The sequence below is a fragment of the Elizabethkingia occulta genome (assembly GCF_002023715.1).
In the GTDB taxonomy this organism is placed as follows: domain Bacteria; phylum Bacteroidota; class Bacteroidia; order Flavobacteriales; family Weeksellaceae; genus Elizabethkingia; species Elizabethkingia occulta.
Map to the genome: position 1 here is coordinate 92,575 of NZ_MAHX01000005.1, position 19,172 is coordinate 111,746.

Genomic DNA, 19,172 nt, shown 5'->3' on the forward strand with positions numbered 1-19,172 from the left:
TTTAATCTTTATATTTTTCTTATTTCTTTGTTTTTAGCTTCAGAAAACGGATAAATATTAACCCAATTCCAAAGAAGATTGTCATAGAAAGAGCTGCAAATCTCATATTATTGTACTTTTCTATAAGCGTAGCAAATATAAAAGTACCTAAAATGATCGCCACTTTTTCCAGTACATCATAAAAACTAAAGTAAGTTGTATTCTCCATACTATCCTGTGGCAGTAGTTTACTGAATGTAGAACGGGACATGGCCTGCAGACCACCCATTACAAGCCCTACAATTCCGGCAACGCCATAGAACTGATATTCTACATTAGGATTTTCTTTGTTCAGGTAATAAGCAGATAAACATGCCACCATCCATAATATAACAGCAATACTGATTACATTCTTGTTTCCTATTTTTCTGGACAGCCATGAGAAGAATATAGCTCCTATAATTGCTTCAATCTGGATGACAATAAGAGTAAGGATTAATTTTTCCTGAGAAAGATTAATTTCACTTTTACCAAATAATGTTGCCATTAAGAAGATTGTCTGCATTCCTACACTATAAAAGAAGAAACTTATAAGGAAGTATTTCAGGTTGGGCGTTGTGAACAGTTTGTTCCCTGCTCTGAACAATTCTCTGAAACTTTCTTTTGTAATCTCCTTATAGAAAAGAATATTTTCCTTTACAACATGTGCGTAACCTCCATTATCCTTATGGGTTTTGAAGAAGTTTTTGATATTAAGTAATACTATATCTTTTGGCAGCTTGTCAGTTAGTTTTCCGAATTTTGGAAGATGCTTAAAAGTGTATTGGGAGAAACCAAACCACCATGCTCCTGTTAGAAGGAAACTAATACGTGTAAGTATCATTGCCTGTTTTGGTGTCTGTGCTACTACCATGATCAGTAATAAACAGATTACAACAAGGATTACAGAACCTATATAGCCATAGATATATCCTTTAGCGGAAAGTGCATCCTGCTGATCAGGTGTTGCAATATCCGGTAAAAATGAATTATAAAATACCAAACTTCCCCAGAAACCTACACTGGCTGTAATACTGAATAATAATCCAAGGAAAACAGTGTGCATACTGGTAAACAATGCTAATCCCATACAAGAAGTAGCGCCCAGATAACAGAAGAACTGGAGGAAAGATTTTTTATTCCCTATAGTATCTGCTAATGCGGACAAAATAGGTGATAACAATACCACGATCAGAAATGATATGGTAAGAGAATAGCCGTAAACAGCATCCGGATGATATTCGTTGCCAAAAAGTTTAATGGTATTCCTTACCGGAACTTTTATCCACTTATGACTGGCTGCAACATATTCATTTTTCTCATATGCTGTTGTAAGAATAGCATAATAAATAGGAAAAATAGTTGATGTTATAACTAATGAATATACTGAATTTGCCCAATCATAGAAGGCCCAGGCCTTCATTACCTTTTTGTTGTTTTTGGTATTCTCTGTTATCATGGAATAGTTTATAATTTGATAATTTTAGATGTTCTCTATAACAATAGCAGATGCTCCGCCTCCACCATTGCAAATAGCAGCAGCTCCATACTTAGCATTGTTTTGTTTAAGTACATTGATAAGGGTTACAATAATTCTTGAACCTGAACTTCCTAGTGGATGACCTAGTGCTACTGCTCCACCGTTTACGTTTACTTTAGCAGCATCCAGACCTAAGATTTTATTGTTAGCCAGCCCAACAACGGAAAACGCTTCGTTAAACTCGAAGAAGTCGATATCATTAACTGTTAAGTTAGCTTTCTCTAATGCTATTGGTAAAGCTTTTGCCGGAGCTGTAGTAAACCATTCAGGAGCCTGCGCAGCATCTGCATAAGAAACTATTTTTGCCAATGGCTTTAGTCCCAGGCTTTCCATTTTTTCTTTGGACATCAATACTAAAGCTGAAGCTCCGTCATTTAATGTAGAAGCATTAGCCGCTGTAACAGTACCGTTTTCTTTTTGGAATACAGTTGGCAATGTAGGAATTCTGTCGAATTTCACATTTTTATATTCTTCATCTTCGGCGAAGATTATAGGCTCTCCTTTTCTTTGTGGAATACTAACAGGAACAACTTCCTCTTTGAATTTTCCTTCTGACCAGGCTTTTGCAGAACGCTCATAAGACTGAATAGCAAATGCATCCTGTTCTTCGCGGGTAATATTGTATTCTTTAGCACACAGTTCAGCACAGTTTCCCATGTGTTGTTTGCTGTATACGTCGGTAAGACCATCTTTCAGAAGACCATCCTGTAATTTGATATCTCCTAGTTTTACACCATTTCTTCCGTCGATATAATGAGGAACCTGAGACATATTTTCCATACCTCCTGCTACGATAGCTTCAACATCTCCAGCCTTAATGGACTGTGCTGCCATCATAACCGCTTTCATACCAGATGCACAAACTTTGTTTACTGCTGTAGTTGGTGTAGTATTCGGAAGACCTGCTCCTAATGCAGCCTGTTTTGCAGGCGCTTGTCCTTCTCCAGCCTGTAATACATTTCCCATGTAAACATCCTGAATTTCTGCAGGATTTAAATTTATTTTATCTAAAGCACCTTTTATGGCTACTGCTCCCAACTGAGTAGCAGGAACACCTGAAAGGCTCCCCATAAAACTTCCCATAGGAGTTCTTACTGCAGATACGATGAATACTTCTTTCATTACTATTTTATTTTTAGGGTTTATAAATTTTGATTTTCTATCTTGTTGTTTTTCGCTAAAAGCATTAGTAAGGCTCCTGAGAATTCAAAAAGCCATCCCCATGACAATTTTACAATTCCTGCCATGGTGTTTTGAAGCCCTTTAAAAGGAATAAAGCTGAAAAAGTTCAGTGATTTGGCTTTTATAGCAAATAATGTGATAGCGAAGAGGCATAATAAAATTATAGCCAGAATGCGGGTAAATTTTACTTTATTGAATATTATACTTGCAAGTGCAACAGATGATACAGACCATACCATAATGGCCATGGTGTGATCCAACTTCCAGTAACCCCAGTTGCCTACGAGAGGGATATGAACTAAGGGAAGAAAACTACCTGCAAATACTAATAAACAACCTACTAAAGGCACATTCTTCATAGCTAAATTTATCCCACTAAAATACAAAAAATACTTATTTGTAAGGTATAGTGTTTCTGTCGGCATTAAATGGTGTGGTATAAAGAAAGCATTGCGCTATTGCACAATGCTTTCCGTGGTAGATAAATTAAACTTAAATTTTATTTTGAATGAATCAGAGTTTATACAAAGACACCAAATATATTCATCATACTACTGAATGGTTATGCTACAGAAAAATGATTCATTTTTAGTTTGTGTCTTTGGAAGTAGTAATCTCTTTATTTTAATTATGTTTTATAAATGCTTTTATCTGCTGAAAATCTACGGGGAACAGTGTTGCTACTTTTTCCTTTTTTCCAAAAGCTAAAAGCTTTTCCGGAACCTCAATCTTTTCCAAAATGCTTTCTTCCACAGTTTCTATAAATTTTGCAGGATGAGCAGTTTCTAGTAAAATACCATTAAAATCTTCCTGTTGTTCTTTTTGGTATTGTACTAATCCAAGATAGGCAACAGCGCCGTGCGGATCCAAAAGATAACCAGATTCTTTATATACTTTCTGAACTGTAGCTTTTGTCTCTTCATCGGTAAAGTAATAGCCAGATATAATCTTTCTGAATTTAGCAACATCTTCCTGAAACAAATCTTTCATTCTTTCAAAATTGCTTGGATTTCCTACATCCATAGCGTTGCTGACAGTAGAAAGAGATGGTCTGGCTTCGTATGTGCCACTCTCTAGATACTGAGGTACAACATTGTTGATATTGGTAGAAGCGATAAAGCGATCCACCGGCAATCCCATTTTATAAGCGAGTAGTCCCGCTGTAAGATTCCCGAAGTTTCCGCTTGGTACACTAAAGACAATCTTTTTATTCTCTTTTTTTAGTTGTGCATAAGCCCAGAAATAGTAAAAGCTCTGTGGGATAAGCCTTGCAATATTAATACTATTGGCAGAAGTTACCTGATGTTCCTGTAATTCTTCATCGGCTAAAAGTTGTTTGGCAAGCGCCTGACAATCGTCGAAAGTTCCCTCGATTTCCAATGCTTTTATATTGCCTCCCCATGTTGTAAGCTGCTTTTCCTGCAAGGGACTTACTTTACCTTTAGGATACAGAATATAGACATTAATTCCTGGTACATTGTAGAAGCCTGCTGCAACAGCACTACCCGTATCTCCGGAAGTTGCTGCAATTACCTTCATAGCGTTTCCATCTGCATAATAGGACATCAGTCGCGCCATAAACCTTGCCCCCACATCTTTAAATGCTAACGTAGGACCATGGAAAAGCTCTAAACTGTAAATGTTATGATGAACCGGCACTACTGGAATATCAAAGTTGAGAACCTCATCGATCATTTCCTTTAAAACCTCATCCGGAACAGAATCTTCTAAAAATAACTTTGCTACTTCAAAGCCAATTTCCGGCAAAGATTTATTCTCAATATTTTCAAAAAAAGATGCAGGTAATTGCGGGATATATGCCGGCATATAGAGCCCGCCATCATCTGCTAAGCCATTGAGTACGGCTTGTTGTATATTGACACTGTGTTTTCCTCTTGTGGAATAATATTTCATTGTTATTTAGTTTGGTGGTTATAGTATTACTGCTCCTTCATTATTGATTTTAGTAACTAAAGATTCACAACTTATATTCTGAGCTGAAAGTAGCTTGTGAAGTTCGATAGCAATTTTTTCGGCTTCATCTTTATTTTTACATAAAGCAAATACAGAAGGCCCAGAACCTGAAATTCCAAATCCAATTGCATTATGATTAAGTGCTGTCTGCTTCATTTCAGCAAAATAAGGAATCAGCATAGAGCGGATCGGCTCTATAATTACATCTTTCATGCTGCGACCGATAAGATCAGTATCATTTGTACAAAAACCCGCCACAAGACCAGCTACATTCCCCCACTGCTCCACAGCTTTCTTCAATGGAACCTGCTGACGGATAATTTTTCTGGCTTCTCCTGTTGGTACATCTACATGCGGATGTACAGATACAACATGCAGATCCATTTCAGTAGGAAGTTTGACAACATCCAAAGGTTCATAACTGCGAATAAGAACCAAACCACCTAATAAAGATGGAGCAACATTGTCTGCATGAGCATTTCCGGAAGCAAGCCGCTCTCCTTCCATAGCCAAAGGCAGAAGTTCCTGTCGGGATAATGGATTGTCAAATAATTCGTTTACAGCTACTAATGCTCCTACACTACTGGCAGCACTAGAACCTAAACCGCTATTCAGAGGCATCTTTTTGTATAATTCTATATCAACACCCTGATTGGAGTCTATCTTTTCTAAAAACAGATTCACCACATGTCCAACCACATTTTTTTCGGCATCAAGCGGTAACTTTCCCTGGTCACCTTCTATTTTTGTAATTAGCGTTTTATTACTGTTGTTGAATGATACAACAACTTCATCTCCCGGATTATCTATAGCAAAGCCTAATACATCGTAACCACATACTACATTGGCTACTGTTGCAGGGGCATAACATTTTATTTTTTTCATTTGAATAGTTTATTTTATTTAAACCACATAAGGATATAGATTTTCTACTGTCCAGGTTTCATCTATATTTTCTTATTTCCTATGTAGAGTATTTTGTTATATTTTCTATATGGTTATAATGTGGTAACTCTTACTAAATCTGCGAAAACGCCAGCCGCTGTAACCGAAGCTCCGGCTCCCGGACCTTTAACTACTAAAGGGGTATTCTGGTATCTGGCAGTTGTAAATGATATGATATTGTCACTACCAGAAAGATTGAAGAACGGATGTGTATTGTCGACCAGCATTACTTCAACTTTAATTTCATTGTTTTCCAAAATACCAATTAACCTTAGTTTTTTATTCTCCTTTGCAGCTTGCTCCTTGTATGATGCAAAATGAGGTTCGCTGTTTTTAAGTTCTTTATAAAAGTCTTCTACAGAATCTGCTTTCAGACAAGCCTCCGGAAGAAAACTACTGATGTTGACATCAGAAAGCTCCAATGGCAATCCATTTTCTCTGGCCAGAATCAGCATTTTTCTGGAAAAGTCCAGCCCATTCAGATCATCTCTTGGGTCAGGTTCTGTATAGCCTAGCTCCTGAGCTTCTCTTACAACCTCTTCAAAAGTCCTATCTCCTGTATAATTATTGAAGATATAAGATATAGTTCCGGAAAGTATAGCTTCTATTTTTACAACCTCATCTCCGCTTATTACCAAATCATTGAGTGTTTTTATAATAGGCAACCCAGCTCCCACATTGGTTTCATACAAAAAACTAACACCATTTTTAGCGGCCAGATGTTTCAGATTTAGATACTGAGCATAGCTTTCAGAATTACTAATCTTGTTACAGGTAACTACCGAGATATTATTCCTAAAAAGGTTTTCGTATTCTTCTACCACAAACTTGCTGGAAGTATTATCTATAAATACGGTATTGGGTAATTCGTATTTTTTTACTTCCTGTATAAATGTTTTTAAATCGGCTTGCAATCCTTTTTCTTCAAGTTGGTCTTTCCATCCGGCAATATTAACAGGGCTACCATTCGCTAAAAGCATTTTTCGGGTATTGGCTATTCCCAGTACTTTAATCTCTATTTTATGCTTCTCGATCAGATTATCTGTTTCCTGACAAATTTGTCCCAGGAATTCCTGACCGATGTTCCCTGTACCTGCACAAAAGACATGGTAGGTCTTAACCGGAGAGAGTAAAAATGCATCGTGAATAACGTTCAGTGCTTTTGTAAGATCATCTTTAGAAATAACTGTAGATATATTAAGTTCGGAAGAACCTTGTGCGATTGCTATAATATTGATGCTATTCTTTCCAAGGGTACTGAATAATTTACCACTAATACCTTTTGTCTTCTTCATACGTTCCCCAACAATAGCTACAATACTGATATTGGTGTCTATTTCCGGATGCTGTAGTTTCTCAGTAGTAATTTCAGAATGGAACTCGTCTTCTATTGCCAATCGAGCTTTAGCAACATCTTCTGATGCAACTACGAATGAAATACTATGTTCAGAACTAGCCTGTGTAATCAGGATGATATTAATATCATGACGGGATAAAGTACCAAATAATCTGGCACTGAAGCCTTTTAGTCGGATCATGGTACCTACAACATTTATGAGTGCCACATTATTGATAGAGGATATTCCTGTAATCAATGCTTTATCCTGAGCTTCTCTTTCTACATGAATCATAGTGCCCGGATGTTCTGGCTCGAAAGTATTCTTAATCCATATCGGAATTTCTTTAGAAATTACAGGAACTAATGAAGGCGGGTAAATTACTTTTGCTCCAAAATATGAAAGTTCCATAGCTTCCTGATAGCTTAAGTACTCAAGAGAATAAGCATTTCTTACAAGTCTCGGATCGGCGGTCATAAAACCATTGACATCCGTCCATATCTGTACCTCCTGAACATTGAGTGCTGCACCAAGAATAGCCGCAGTATAATCTGAACCTCCTCTTCCCAGAGTAGTTGTTATTTTATCTTTATCAGTAGCTATAAAACCAGTGACAACATACACTTTGTTTTCCAAATTTTGTGCCCATTGCTGAATATTCCGATTGGTTGCATCAAAATTAACTTCAGCTTTCAGATAGTTGGAATTGGTATTGATTAAGTCTCTTGCATCTTTAAATTCTGCAGGCATGGAGGTATTTAGGTAGGCAGCTATAATTGGACAGGATAGCTGTTCGCCTAGTGAAACAATTTTTGCTTTTGTTCTGTCGGAAAGCTCACCTAAATGTGCAACACTGGAAAGTAAATCTTCCAGAATATTAAAATTGCCTTTAACGAGCATAAGTAAAGGATTTTGAACGGATACAGGCAGCGTTTCTTTTATCATGTCATAATGACGCTGCTCTATACCATCCAGAATACTTTGATAGTCCCGGTTGTGTAATGCTTCTTCAGTTGCTTCCAGTAAAGAATTGGTAATTCCTGAGAATGCTGAACATACGACAAACAAAGGTTTATCATTTTCCTTTTCTCTTTCAACAATAAGCCTGAGATTTTTTACGGCTTCTGTACTTCCGACTGAAGTACCTCCAAATTTTAAAACTTTCATATCAATATCTATGGTTATCAGGAATAAAAAAAGCCTTTCTGAATCTCAGAAAGGCCTTGTGTAATTTATATTTTTTGTCGTCAAATACTAATACAACCCTTCTGCGGCAATTGAATAATTGTCGTTGTGGAAGTGGATGTAATAATAGTATTTACTCTCATTTGTTCTCTAAAAACAGTATAAAAGTATAGACAAAAAATGATTCCACAAAATATTTATCTGAAAAAAATGAAAATTTAATGTTTTTAATTTTTCAGTATATAGCTCAATATTAGTTATATCCGGGGTTCTGAATGAGTTTTGGATTCACCTGCATTTCTCTTACAGGTATTGGGAAAACTAATTTATCACTATTCCACTGTAAGGAGCCTACAGAACCTTTAGTTCTTTTTATATCATGCAAAAGAAAACCTTCAAAAGCTAATTCTTTTCTTCTCTCCATCAGAATATCATCTAATGATACTGAGCTTAATATTGTGGCTTTGGCTCTGTTTCTTATGGTATTAATATCATCTAAAGGAACAGCTCCTAAGGAAGTGTTTTCTCTGAAATTAGATTCGGCTCTTATCAGATATATTTCGGCAAGTCTTATTACATGGAGATTTCCAAATCTGTTTGTGTATTTACTGGTAAGTTTGTCATCGTAAGGATTGAGATAATAAAATGAGCCTCTTATATCATTTGCCTCGAATAAATTAAGGAAATCATCTTTCAGAGCAATATCTCCGCCACGTCCACCATTGGCTTCAGATGCATAAAACGTTATAAGATCATTGATCCCGGATTGGGAAGTTACTTGTATGGCAAACAGATCTTCCGGAGTATTTTCAGAGGTGTTGAATATATCTTTGTAATTGGGTATTAGGCTTTTTCCACTATTAGTGATAATATCATGAGCCATATCCCGGGCTTTCTTATAATCTCCTTTTTGTAAGTATACTCTTGCAAGTAATGCTTTTGCCGAATAAACATCGGCGTAATAAGAATTATTTACAGGTATTACTGTAATGGCATCTGTAAGATCCTTTATAACCTGAGTGTATATTTCTTCTACTGTACTTCTGGGAACGGATAAGTTTCCGTTATAATTAATTTTTCCTGAGAGAATCAAGGGTACACCAAGTTGGGTATTGTTGATTCCTTCTATATATGCTTTACCATAGTAACGCACCAATTCAAAATAGTTTATAGCCCGTAGAAATTTAGCTTCGCCCTCTATCCTTTTTCTATCGTTTTCAATAGTTATTATATTCAAATTGTCAAGGATCAAATTAGTCCCGAATATAACTTTGTATGCAGTACGCCATGAATCTCTTACATAAACATTATCGGATATTATATTCTTACTATAAATAGTACGAAGATCAGGATAAGTCCCAAACCATGACAAATAACCTGAGTCCCCCAGCAAGTCAGCATACATTTGCAAGTTGCCACCGAATAGATCCGACTTACCAGTATTGGCATATGCACCTATCAGTATATTGTTTATATTTTCCGGTGTAGATACAGCCTTTTCAGTTGTTATACTTTGTTCAGGATTGATATCTAGCTCTCTATTGCAAGAGATGAAAAATAATAACCCGAACAAGCCTAAAATAATATATTTAATACTTTTCATTTTTAATTGTTTTAGAAGTTAACATTAAGACCGAAGGTAAATGTTCTGGCTGGCGGAGCCGAATAAAAGGTTGCACCACCTCCACCTCTTCCTGTATCTGCTAAAGCTTCAGGATCATAACCTTTGTATTTTGTAAATGTCAGAAGGTTGATTGCTGACAAATAGATTCTCAGCTTATTGACACCTAGCGATTTTACTAAGTTTTTATCGAATGTATAGCCGAGACTAAAATTTCTTAATCTTATAAAATCTCTCTTTTCAAGATATCTGGTAGATTCCTGAGTCCCATTTTCTTCACCTAATCTGGCCTGAGGTACATTGGTAATATCACCAGGCTTTTTCCATCTATTCATCTGATCAGCAGTTTGATTATCGAACCAGCTGCCGGCTGTGGACATGAATTTTCCACCGGAATTGTACATACTTGCTCCAAATTCTCCGTATAAAGTGAAGGATAAATCAAAATTTTTATATTCCAGGGTATTGGTAAGACCTCCTATCCATACAGGAGTAAAAGTACCAACAACAATTCTGTTGGCCTGACTGTATTGATTGGTAGTAGATTTGTCTAATGTACCATCTGGTTTTAGTATATTTTTGTAATACAACGCATCTCCATTGGCCGGATCTACGCCAGCATATTCTGCCAAATAGAAAGAGGTTAATCTCTCACCAACTCTTAGTATGGTATTTCCTATAATCTGATCAGCATTATTGTCTGGTAATGCTGTTATCTTATTATCGTTTCTGGCAATATTAAAGCTGGTGCTCCATGTGAAATTTTCTTTTCTGAAATTTTGGGTATTTAGTACTACTTCAAAGCCTTTGTTATTCATATCTCCAACATTTCTGTATATACTGGCATATCCTGATGTGTAAGGAATATTCTGCTGGAATAATAGACCGCTTGTCTTTTTATTGTAATAATCCAGTTCTCCTGAAATTCTGTTGTTGAATAAGCCAAAATCTACACCGATATCTGTCTGGGTAGATTTTTCCCAGGTCAAATCTGCATTAGCAGGTTGGAAGGGCTCTATCCCGGGGATTTGTTTATATTTAGTGGCTTGCCACTGGTCTCTTGCTGCAAAATCTCCTATTTCAGCATTTCCGGTTTTTCCCCAGCTTGCTCTTAGTTTTAGCAAGGAAAAAGTATTGGATTCCGACAAAAAACTTTCTTTGGAAATTATCCATCCGGCGGAGAAAGCTGGAAATGTCCCATATCGATTTGACTGCCCAAATCTGGATGAGCCATCTCTGCGTATAGAGCCTTTTAATAAATATTTGCCTTTGTAGTCATAATTTACTCTGGCAAAATAAGAAAAAAATGTATATTCACTAGCTTCGCCTTTTCCTTCGGTAATCTCCCCTGCACTATTTATATTCTGAAAATCATCCGAAGGGAATCTTATACCTGTTACACTTCCGAATTCTCTTCTGTTTTTATTGTATTCTGTACCTGCTACTACACTAATATTGTTGGAATCAAACTTTAGATTATAGGAAAAGTAATTGGTGAAAACTAAGTTTTCGGTATCTACTCGGGAATTATAAGCATAACCATCTGTAGACATCTGTGGTGCTTTTCTTCCTCTGTAGTTCTTCTCCTTCTGATTATAATAGTCGTAGCCTAAATCTGAGTTAAAAGCTAAGTTTTTCAGTATTTTATATTCTGCGGATAATTTACCTGTTATCCTTTTTACTAAAGTATTATAACTGGCATATTTATCTTCCAGTAGAAAGTTTGCATAGGTTGTTCCGGCAAAGGGCTCTCCATCAATAAAAGCAGGTGATATAGGAGCTTGTGCTACAGCCTGCATAGGGGTGGTAAATTCATTGTCATTTGCAACTCTTTCTATATCTGTCCTGGAAAAGCCTAAATTCATGGCTAATTTTAATTTATCAGTAACCTTAGCACTTACATTAAGCCTTGCAGTATTCCTTCCCAAATCATTTCCTCGGATAATACCTTTGCTGTCATTGTTGGATGCGGTGAACATATAGTTATAATTATCATCTCCACCCGAAACAGAGAAATCAGCATCCCGTACAGAGCCTTGCCGGAAAATATATTTCTGCCAATTGGTATCTATAGCTCTGTTTCTCCAGTCCGTATTATTAGAATATCTGTTGAATCTGCGGATTACAAAATCTTCATCATTTACATTTCTTCCAGCTTCCAGCAATAATTCTACATACTCTTTTGCATTTAAGAATCTCACTTTATTGGTAGGACTGCTAAATCCCTGAGAAACATTAAAATTGAGCTTTGGTTTTCCTTTCTTTCCGGTTTTAGTAGTAATCAGCACTACTCCATTGCTCCCCCGGGCACCGTATATAGCAGCAGAAGAGGCATCTTTCAGTATTTCTACAGATTCAATTTCCGAGGCACTTAGTGTCACCAATGGATTAACAGGAGCAGCGTTTGTAGATTCATCACGGTTAATCATTGGGATTCCGTCTATTACATATAGCGGACCAGTACCTGCACCTATACTTGCAGATCCGCGGATGTTGACATTGAATCCGGCTTCCAACTTGCCATTGATCTGGCTAATTTGTACGCCAGCAGCTTTTCCTACAAGTGCATTTTGGAAGTTGGCATTAGGAATTTCTTTAATAGATTCTGTGCTTATCTTAGCAACATTATCTGTCATTCTGGATTTGGTTGACTTTCCATAGCCGACAACTATTACTTCATCAATTTTCTTTTCTTTAAGTAGGGTATCTTTTTTCTGACCATAGACACACGTTCCTATAAAAAATAATGATGCAGTAAATACTTTGTAATTTACTTTCATATCAAGTGGTTTTTATTGTGTTGATTAGTATATATACAGCCAGATAATGGCTGCGAAATAAGTATCAAAACTGTTTTTCATGTAAATAATATCCCCTTAGCAATAGCAGAAGAGGTTATTAAATTAGTATAGAGCAGATATTATAATTTAAATCTTTCTCCGTTCAGATAAATGTCCAATACAATAGCTTTTGCACCCAGTTTATCTTTCAGGCTGGATTTGGATTGTTTAGGGTTTTTAAAAACAATTACCTGAGCTTTTCCTACAACTTCTGCTTCTCCATTTTTTACAAGTATGGCCGTAGATTCATCTATACCAATTCCTTTTAATTTGGGATTGTCTATAACAAGAGATAGCAATCTGTTGTATCTGCTTCTTATAATGAAATGCTGGTCTATAACAGCAGAATTAATAAAGCCAAGTCCTTTTTGGGTTTCGACATTATTAGTTTCTATATTATCGAAAGTACTATTGTATTCTTTATGCCTGAGTTGATTTCCGGTAATCATAATCTCACTCATTACAGCAGCTCCGGCACTGGTTCCTGCAATCATATTCCCATTGAAATAAGATTCTTTTATTATGTTCTTTACTTCCGGGTAAGAATTGATTAGTTCCATAAATTTAGTCTGATCGCCACCACTAATGAAAATTAGTTTAGCTTTCTTGAGAGAATCTAGTCTGGGTTTTGAAAGTTTTTCGCCTTTAGTAAAATAATAGTTAAGAGGTTTCAGGATTCTTTTTTCAAAATCTTCAGAAGTATAAATAAATGAAGAATCCGGAATAGCACTAGCTTGTGGAAAAATGGCTACATACTCTCCTTTTTTTAATCCGGCTTCTTTTACCATTCTGTCAATGAGAAAATCAGGGCTGTCTCCGCCTCCAATTATAAACAGTTTACCTTTTGATGTCTGGGCTGGTACTAATCCATAAATGAGAATTAAGATTAAAATAAATGTATTTTTCATCATGTACTTATTTATAAATTTCTACTTCGATTTCACCTTTATTGGTTATGGCACCTCTATACATGCCTTCGGTATTAAAGATCATTGCCATATTTCCATTCATGTCCAAAGCAATTAGGCCACCGTCTCCACCCATATTTTCAATTTCAGACATTACTTCCTGTATAGCAGTCTTTACATCTTTATTCTGATATTCATACTTGGCGGCTACAGTTCTGGCTGCTGCTGTTCGGATGTAAAATTCACCCCATCCTGTTCCTGATACACCTATATTCTTGTCAGCGTAGGTTCCGGCTCCAATAATGGGTGAATCTCCTACTCTTCCATATCTTTTATTGGTCATTCCTCCTGTTGAGGTTCCGGCTGCCAGATTACCATCCTTATCTAATGCAACACAGCCTACTGTTCCAAACTTCTTGTCAATCTGGTAATGGACAGGATATTGTTGATTAGAAGCATTGGGCTGATTTACTTTTAACTCTGCCTTTTTGACTTTCTGAAGAGCATCCCATCTGTGTTTTGTCCAAAAGTATTTTGGATTTACAATTTCTAATTTCTGAGTTTTTGCAAATTGTTCAGCTCCTTTTCCCATTAACATAACATGCTCAGATTTCTGCATAACAGCTATGGCTGCTTTTATAGGATTTTTAATAGTAGTAACTCCAGCTACAGCACCGGCTGTTTTATCTTTGCCATACATGATGGAAGCATCGAGTTCGTTCCTACCATCATTAGTAAAAACAGCACCTTTGCCTGCATTAAAAAGCGGACTATCTTCCAAAATTACAATTGCAGATTCTACAGCTTCTACAGCAGTTCTTCCTTGTTGCAGTTTTTCATAAGCTTTATATAAAGCTTCTTTTATTTTTTCTTTGTATTGTTGTTCTAGTTCAGGTGGCATATCTTTTTTCAGAATAGTACCGGCTCCGCCATGAATGACGACAATGTATCTTTTTTGTGCATGAGAAAGCAGTGAAAGACAACACACAAATAGTAATGTAACTTTTTTCATTAGTATAGTTTAAGTTATGTTTATAAATAATTCTATTAATTCAAATAGAACATGTCTTTATATGCATTACTTGTTTGTGGTGAAATAAATATAGTTACAAAAAATGATTTCCAAAAATATTTATCTAATAAAATAATAAATGAGACTATTATTTTATTTAAATAGCCTCATTTTGGTTTTTATAGTCTAAGTATAGAAATTAAAAATATTATAGTATTTTTTTAATCAGTTCTTGTAAGTGTCATAATGTAATTGAAATTGTTATTTCCATAGCCTTTTTGAAGTATAAGCTTGTCTTTGCTCACCTCAAAAGCCAGCCAATCTCCGGATAACTGGGGCGATGCCCAAGTCCAGCTTATTGAAAGCATACCTTTATCCACCAAATATGGTCTTGTGCCTCTGGATTGAAACCCTCCAACTCTATCTATCAAGAAGACCACCTCTCCCAATCTGAAATTTTTATCATTCATTGCATTATTTTTGAGGACTATTTTGTCTTTGAAATCAAGAATATTGTGACAATCACCATAAATGAAATTGACTGTTGTTTTTTCATAGCAATTTTGATTAAATATTAAATAATGGCCATTCTTTCACTTTAGATATAACTTTCATTAATATGCTCTTATATAACTTAAATCGATAGGATAATTAAATAGTTTTGTAGATATCTATATAATATCGAATTCCTAGGTGGCAATTTATTATTTCCATTCAACGTTGGTATTGGCACCAGCATTATCCCAAGTATACCATCATAGTATGATAAGTTATCATTTTCTTCTAGTGATTTTTATTGCAAGGAGATAGGATCATATCACCACCAAATAAATTAAGATCCCTTATTCTTTCAACTGTAATATCCGATTTAAGTGTAACCAATTCAGCATTTGCTATTGGTTTTTGCTGATTTATAGAGTTGTCATCCATAATGTCCTTACAGGAAAGTATTAATATGCTTGTAAGAAATAAAAGTAGTGCTCTCTTCATGATAAATATTATTAATGATTTTATTAAATAATGATCATACTTTTAAATGTTGTTTTTAAAGCTTTAATCTGTGTTAAATTAAGTTTGTAAAAAATCTGTTTAACCTAATAGTCAATTTTTATGAAGATTACGCTGACATGCAGCAAAAATCATCATGATGGCTAGCATCACAAGTGGAATTGATTGTTGTTTTTTCATAACAATTTTGATTTTGGTTAAAAAATAAATTAACTGTTGTAATACATTAATGTTATTGCAAAATCATTATTTGTTATGTTGTAGTGCTTTGCATATAAGGTTATAGGAACCTTACGCTATCAAAGATAAAATATCTTCATTTGCTAAATGAAGTATAAATGTTTGTAATTCAAATATATAAAATAAATTTATAGTTTATAAAAAAAATAATTTAATTTATGTTATTTGTTTAAAATATTTCTTTTTATCGATTGTTTTTGGTGTATGATTTGAGCTATTGGCTTATTATTAAAGCAAAAGCCTTTCTGGATCTCAGAAAGGCTTTGTGTTATTTTTAATGTTTGTTATAAATTAATGCCCTGCATCTTTTATTTCCTGTGGATCATGCTTATGCTTGAAGAAAATAGCAAATAATACAGCAATTACAAGAGAATAAGCAGCAAAAGTCAACCAGATATCATGCCAGTCACGCAGCATAACAGGCTGAGACAATATACCATCAGCTAATACATCTATTTTTTGTTTAGATAAGAAACTTAAAAAATGAGAATTATCTGCGGTTGTATCCAGATGTTGAGCCAGATCAGAAACCTTATTGTAACTCTGAGTAAAGTATTTGTCAATTAGCCATCCTGAGGTTAAGCTTCCAAATACGGCACCAAAACCATTAGTCATCATCATAAACAGACCTTGTGCAGACGAACGCATTTTAGCATCTGTATTGGTTTCTACGAATAAAGATCCTGAAATATTGAAGAAGTCAAATGCCATTCCGTACACGATACATGATAAGATAATCATCCATAGTCCTGTAGATGGATCTCCTAATCCAAATAAGCCGAAACGCAATACCCATGCAAGCATAGAAATTAGCATTACCTTTTTAATACCATATTTTTTCAGGAAGAAAGGAATTGCAAGAATAAAAAGCGTTTCCGAAACCTGAGAAATAGACATGATAATGGTAGAATATTTCACTACAAAAGATTCTGCAAATTTTGGATAGTGTCTGAATTCATCTAGGAAAACATCTCCATAAGCATTGGTTAGCTGTAACGCACCACCAAGAAACATAGAGAAAAAGAAGAATAAAGCCATTTTGTAATTTGCAAATAGCTTAAAAGCATCTAATCCTAGTGTCTGGAATATATTAGCATTTTTGTCCAGAAGCTTTTTAGGAGGACATTTAGGCAGGGAAAATGCATAAAGTCCTAAAAGCAGAGCCGATGCACCAGCTATATAGAATTGGTACTCATTGGATTTGCTTCCTGTAAGATTGGTAATCCACATTGCTGCAATAAAACCAATTGTACCCCATACACGGATTGGTGGGAAATCTTTAACAACATCCTTTCCTTCGTTTTTTAAAACGGTATAAGATATAGAGTTGTTCAGGGCAATCGTAGGCATATAAAAGCACATAGCTATAAGCATTACCCAAAAGAAAGTTCCCGGATCTGTTACCTGCGGAAGAAAGAATAATACTGCTGCATACAGTATTTGTAATATTCCGTAAAGACGTTCTGCATTGATCCATCTGTCAGCAATGATACCGGAGAGTGTCGGCATAAAAATAGAGGCAAATCCCATAGTACTGAAGACAGCGCCAAACTTGGTTCCGTCCCACTGTTTTGTACCGAACCAATAATTGGCAATGGTAATTAACCAGGCACCCCAAACAAAAAATTGGAAAAAATTGAGTAGGGTTAATCGTAATTTTATATTCATAAGTTTATTAATAGGGCAGAATATCAATATTAATCAATATTCTTTTTTCGTTTCTTTATTTCTTGCTGAAGTTCAAGAGCTGTATCGAAATCCTCTTCCTGAACTGCTTTGTCAAGCATTTCCTGGATTTCTTCAAGTGTGTAAACTTCATAACCTTTTATTTCAGGAGCCTCCTCTTCGTCTTCAGCTTTGTATTCTGTTTTATCATCGTTATCGGACAATTCCAACATAATACCTGCTTCTGTAAGAACTTCGTCTGTGGTATAAATAGGTGCATCAAAACGAACTGCCATAGCAACAGCATCGGATGTACGTGCATCCAGAATCAGTTTTTCGTTCTGATCGTTTTTAAGAATTAAATTGGAGAAAAATACTCCGTCTATAATCTGATAAATGATAATACTCTCCAATGCATAACCTACAGTGGTGATAAATTTTGAAAAGAGATCATGGGTTAAGGGTCTCGGTGGCTGAATGTCTTTTTCTAGCCCCAGAGAAATAGATTGTGCTTCATAATTACCTATAACAACAGGCAGTTTTATCCCTGTTTCTTCCTGTTCCAGGATCAGTGCATAAGCTCCCATTTGGGTTTGGCTGTATGAAATGCCTCTTATGATTAGTTTCTTATAATCCATAGCTACAAATATAAAAACATCGTAGCAATAAGCCACGATGTTTTATATGATTTTGAAATTTTTACCTCAAAATTATTATCCTTTGAAAGCTTTTAACTTTTCAGTTAAAGCAGGAATAATCTGAAAAGCGTCTCCAACTACCCCGTAATCAGCAGCTTTGAAGAAAGGTGCTTCAGGATCGTTGTTAATAACTACAATTGTTTTAGAACCATTAACACCTGCTAAGTGCTGGATTGCACCTGAGATACCTACAGCGATGTAGAGGTTTGGAGAAATTGCCTTACCTGTTTGTCCAACGTGCTCAGCGTGAGGTCTCCAGCCAATATCTGCTACAGGCTTAGAGCTTGCAGTAGCAGCTCCTAAAACATTAGCAAGATCTTCAATCATTCCCCAGTTTTCTGGTCCTTTCATACCACGACCTGCTGAAACAACGATTTCAGCTTCTTTTAGGTCTAGTTTACCTGAAGATTGTTCGTGGTTAATTACCTTAGTATCTTCATTAGCTACTGAAAGGTTTTTAACTTCTTCAGAACCTGAAGCAGGATTTTCTTTTATACCGAATGCATTCTGAGAAACAGTAATTACAACATTTGAAGCATCTGCTTTTGCATGCATGTAACCTTTACCAGAGAAAGCTTTTCTTTTTACCTGGAAAGGAGAAATAGATTCTGGTGCTGCAATTACATTTGTAATTAATGAAGCTCCTTTAGAAATAGCCAGCATTGGTGCAACTGAAGAAGCATCTGTAGTGTGAGGGAAAACAATAACGTTACCATCCAAAACTTCACCAACAGCTTGTGCATAAGCTTTAGCGCTGAAGTTTTTAAGACCTTCATCTTTTACATTGATTACTTTATCTGCTCCATACTTGTAAAGAACATCAGAAGAATCTGTAGGGTTAATTGCAATAACAGTTACGCTGTCGCCAGCCTTATCTGCAACCGCTTTAGCGTAAGAAACTGCTTCGAAAGCTGCCTTTTTGTAAACGCCATTTATATTTTCTGCATATACGAATATTGCCATTTTCTTAAATTTTTAAAATTATAAATTTTGAATTTT

Annotated in this window: 15 protein-coding genes; all 15 read right to left on the reverse strand. The window is 35.6% G+C overall.

The features are described from left to right. Positions 1 to 19: 19 nt before the first annotated feature. A complete protein-coding gene (locus BAZ10_RS02610; RefSeq protein ID WP_034867047.1) occupies positions 20 to 1,477 on the reverse strand; it encodes an MFS transporter in 1,458 nt (485 codons plus the stop codon). Positions 1,478 to 1,501: 24 nt separating this feature from the next. Then, on the reverse strand, positions 1,502 to 2,680 hold the full coding sequence (locus BAZ10_RS02615) for an acetyl-CoA C-acyltransferase (protein ID WP_078770726.1): 1,179 nt from the start codon (positions 2,678 to 2,680) through the stop codon (positions 1,502 to 1,504). 20 nt (positions 2,681 to 2,700) lie between these two features. After that, the gene (locus BAZ10_RS02620; RefSeq protein WP_078770939.1) at positions 2,701 to 3,099 is read right to left on the reverse strand and encodes a hypothetical protein; all 399 of its coding nucleotides are present in this window, start codon (positions 3,097 to 3,099) and stop codon (positions 2,701 to 2,703) included. 265 nt (positions 3,100 to 3,364) lie between these two features. Beyond that, complete coding sequence (gene thrC, locus BAZ10_RS02625) at positions 3,365 to 4,654, reverse strand: threonine synthase (protein WP_078770727.1); 1,290 nt, start codon at positions 4,652 to 4,654, stop codon at positions 3,365 to 3,367. Positions 4,655 to 4,672: 18 nt separating this feature from the next. After that, the gene (locus tag BAZ10_RS02630) at positions 4,673 to 5,599 is read right to left on the reverse strand and encodes a homoserine kinase (protein ID WP_078770728.1); all 927 of its coding nucleotides are present in this window, start codon (positions 5,597 to 5,599) and stop codon (positions 4,673 to 4,675) included. A gap of 113 nt (positions 5,600 to 5,712) precedes the next feature. Continuing rightward, complete coding sequence (thrA, locus tag BAZ10_RS02635) at positions 5,713 to 8,163, reverse strand: bifunctional aspartate kinase/homoserine dehydrogenase I (RefSeq protein ID WP_078770729.1); 2,451 nt, start codon at positions 8,161 to 8,163, stop codon at positions 5,713 to 5,715. A 271-nt stretch (positions 8,164 to 8,434) separates the two neighbouring features. Then, positions 8,435 to 9,784: a RagB/SusD family nutrient uptake outer membrane protein gene (locus tag BAZ10_RS02640; protein ID WP_078770730.1), complete on the reverse strand. Its 1,350-nt coding sequence runs from the start codon at positions 9,782 to 9,784 to the stop codon at positions 8,435 to 8,437. Positions 9,785 to 9,795: 11 nt separating this feature from the next. After that, positions 9,796 to 12,582: a SusC/RagA family TonB-linked outer membrane protein gene (locus BAZ10_RS02645; RefSeq protein WP_078770731.1), complete on the reverse strand. Its 2,787-nt coding sequence runs from the start codon at positions 12,580 to 12,582 to the stop codon at positions 9,796 to 9,798. Positions 12,583 to 12,722: 140 nt separating this feature from the next. After that, positions 12,723 to 13,553: a cyanophycinase gene (locus BAZ10_RS02650; RefSeq protein ID WP_245803726.1), complete on the reverse strand. Its 831-nt coding sequence runs from the start codon at positions 13,551 to 13,553 to the stop codon at positions 12,723 to 12,725. A 4-nt stretch (positions 13,554 to 13,557) separates the two neighbouring features. Continuing rightward, on the reverse strand, positions 13,558 to 14,562 hold the full coding sequence (locus BAZ10_RS02655; protein ID WP_078770733.1) for an isoaspartyl peptidase/L-asparaginase family protein: 1,005 nt from the start codon (positions 14,560 to 14,562) through the stop codon (positions 13,558 to 13,560). A 221-nt stretch (positions 14,563 to 14,783) separates the two neighbouring features. Next, on the reverse strand, positions 14,784 to 15,032 hold the full coding sequence (locus BAZ10_RS02660) for a hypothetical protein (RefSeq protein ID WP_245803727.1): 249 nt from the start codon (positions 15,030 to 15,032) through the stop codon (positions 14,784 to 14,786). Between the two features lie 313 nt (positions 15,033 to 15,345). After that, complete coding sequence (locus BAZ10_RS18870) at positions 15,346 to 15,552, reverse strand: hypothetical protein (RefSeq protein WP_078796529.1); 207 nt, start codon at positions 15,550 to 15,552, stop codon at positions 15,346 to 15,348. A gap of 549 nt (positions 15,553 to 16,101) precedes the next feature. After that, positions 16,102 to 17,478, reverse strand: coding sequence for a nucleoside permease (locus BAZ10_RS02665; RefSeq protein WP_078770734.1), 1,377 nt, complete (start codon positions 17,476 to 17,478; stop codon positions 16,102 to 16,104). 29 nt (positions 17,479 to 17,507) lie between these two features. After that, positions 17,508 to 18,113, reverse strand: coding sequence for a bifunctional nuclease family protein (locus BAZ10_RS02670; RefSeq protein ID WP_059153995.1), 606 nt, complete (start codon positions 18,111 to 18,113; stop codon positions 17,508 to 17,510). Positions 18,114 to 18,188: 75 nt separating this feature from the next. Next, on the reverse strand, positions 18,189 to 19,136 hold the full coding sequence (locus BAZ10_RS02675) for an electron transfer flavoprotein subunit alpha/FixB family protein (protein WP_078770735.1): 948 nt from the start codon (positions 19,134 to 19,136) through the stop codon (positions 18,189 to 18,191). Positions 19,137 to 19,172 lie beyond the last annotated feature (36 nt).